General features: G+C 60.8%; 2 protein-coding genes and 1 pseudogene. All 3 read left to right on the top strand.

Annotated features, from left to right (window positions below):
- Nucleotides 1-419, top strand: a pseudogene (locus B7L72_RS15030) (hypothetical protein); the annotation flags it as partial.
- Nucleotides 416-1,282, top strand: a complete 867-nt coding sequence (locus B7L72_RS15035; RefSeq protein ID WP_081195299.1) for a DUF7281 domain-containing protein — start codon at nucleotides 416-418, stop codon at nucleotides 1,280-1,282. The pseudogene B7L72_RS15030 and the gene B7L72_RS15035, both read left to right, overlap by 4 nt.
- Before the next feature lie 266 nt (nucleotides 1,283-1,548).
- The coding region (locus B7L72_RS15040; RefSeq protein ID WP_139788539.1) for a DUF262 domain-containing protein at nucleotides 1,549-1,816 on the top strand (268 nt) is incomplete at its 3' end.

Below are 1,816 nucleotides of genomic sequence, written 5' to 3' on the forward strand. Positions count from 1 at the left end.
ACCCCGCCGCCGCCCCAGCGCTGGACCGCCCCCTGGACACCCGGGTACTGGCCGAGCTGCTGCATGAGCTGCCCGCCCCACGCCACGCCGCACAAAACGTGGCCGTGGCCAACCCCGTGCAGCTCGCCGAAGAGAGCCTGGCCGCCGCTCGCCAGCAGGCCCTCAAGCTGGACGTCGAACGCTTCTACCTCGCCGTGCTCGACCAGCCGCCTGCCGAGCCGGTCAGCGCCCTGGCCTACCTGCAACAGAGCGGCCTGGAGTGGGCAGATGAAATCTGGCTGTTTCAGGTGATCGCCGAATACCAGGGCCTGCCGCGCCGCGAGCAGCAGGCCTTTCGCCTTCATCAGGAAGAGAGCAGGGCCAGCGCCTATAACGACCTGCGGTTGATTCACGATGTGGCCCTGGCGGTGGCGGTATGAACCTGCCCAGCCGCGCACGGGCAGGGCTCAACGGCGTGGCCCGGGAACTCAATCGCCAGCCCACGGTGGAGAAGCCCCGCCGCCAGTGGGTGGAAGACGTGGTGGCCTGGTGCCGCCAGCAGGATATCGATCTCGGCATGCGGCTTTCCAGTCAGGCCCTGCGCTTCGATACCGAGCTGCTGGCGCAGATCGATAGCGTTCTGGCCAGCGCCCACCTCGCACCGCTGGGCCGCTCGCTCAGCGGCCTGAGCAGCGCCGCCCAGGCCAAAGAGGGCGTGGAAGAAGACAAAGCCACCCGCGAAGGCCCCCGCGCCTGGCGCGTACTGCTCAACCTGCCGCCCCAGCCCACCCCGGGGCTTGCAAGCGAGCCGCGCTGCAGTCGTGACGTGGACGTTCGCCACCTCACGTTGGGTGCCTTCGGCGCGCTGGTGCAGGTGGAAAACCTCGACAGCTTCTACGCCTTCAACCCGAACATCAGCGCCCTCAGCGGCTACGCCCAGCCGCTCATCGCCTACCGAGGCGACAGCCACTACGGCGGCGGCTTCGCCCACCTGGCCGAGGTATGGCGCAAAACCCGCAGGCCGCACCTCTACGCAGGCGACTTCGACGCCAAGGGCGTGACCCTGGCGCTGGACAGCGGCGCCACGCACCTGCTGCTCCCCGACATGGCATGGCTCAGCCAACACGCCACCCCCCTGCACCAGCCCGCCGGGCAGCTCCCCTACCAACGGCGGCTGCGCCAACTCCACGTCAGCCTACCGCCCCAACACCCGCTAAGGCCCTACCTCACGCTGCTGGAAAAACAGCGCGGCCTCAAACAGCAGTGGTTTGAGGGGGAATTGGTGGCGGTGGGGGTTGGTTAGCGGATTGGTTTCTGCCTCTTGGCTGGGAGAATCAGCCGTGCAGTGCTTTGCTTGCGGTTTGGTGAGGCAGAGCAGAACGTGCCAGCGTGCAACTTTGGGCTGTTCCGGCTACTTTTTCTTTGCTTTCAGGCGAATCGGTGGGGTAGAGTCGATTGAGGTGGCTACATAACACTCAATGAATGAGCGGTCAGGTTTATTAAAATTATGTAGCCTTCCAGGTAGCCAGTGTTTTTAAAATCAATTAATGGAAAATGCAAGGAATATTGATGAGTCTCGAAAAAGAAATAAAGACAGCTAGGAAAGAGATAGTATCTGACGGGTATGATATGTCCTTGGGTGAGGTCATGAATTTGTATAAAGATGGTGAGCTAAGGATAAACCCTGAATTTCAAAGGCTATTTCGTTGGGATATTACTAGAAAAACAAGGTTCATTGAGTCGATATTGTTAGGCATCCCGATACCCCCAATTTTCGTTTTTCAGGACAAAGATGGAAATTGGGAGTTAATTGATGGTCTTCAACGTCTTTCAACTA

It is taken from the genome of Halomonas sp. BC1 (genome assembly GCF_002078135.1).
GTDB lineage: Bacteria > Pseudomonadota > Gammaproteobacteria > Pseudomonadales > Halomonadaceae > Vreelandella > Vreelandella stevensii.

Excerpts from the sequence above, each read along its gene's own strand:
- B7L72_RS15035 (WP_081195299.1), top strand. The coding sequence starts at position 416 with ATGAACCTGCCCAGCCGCGCACGGGCAGGGCTCAACGGCGTGGCCCGG.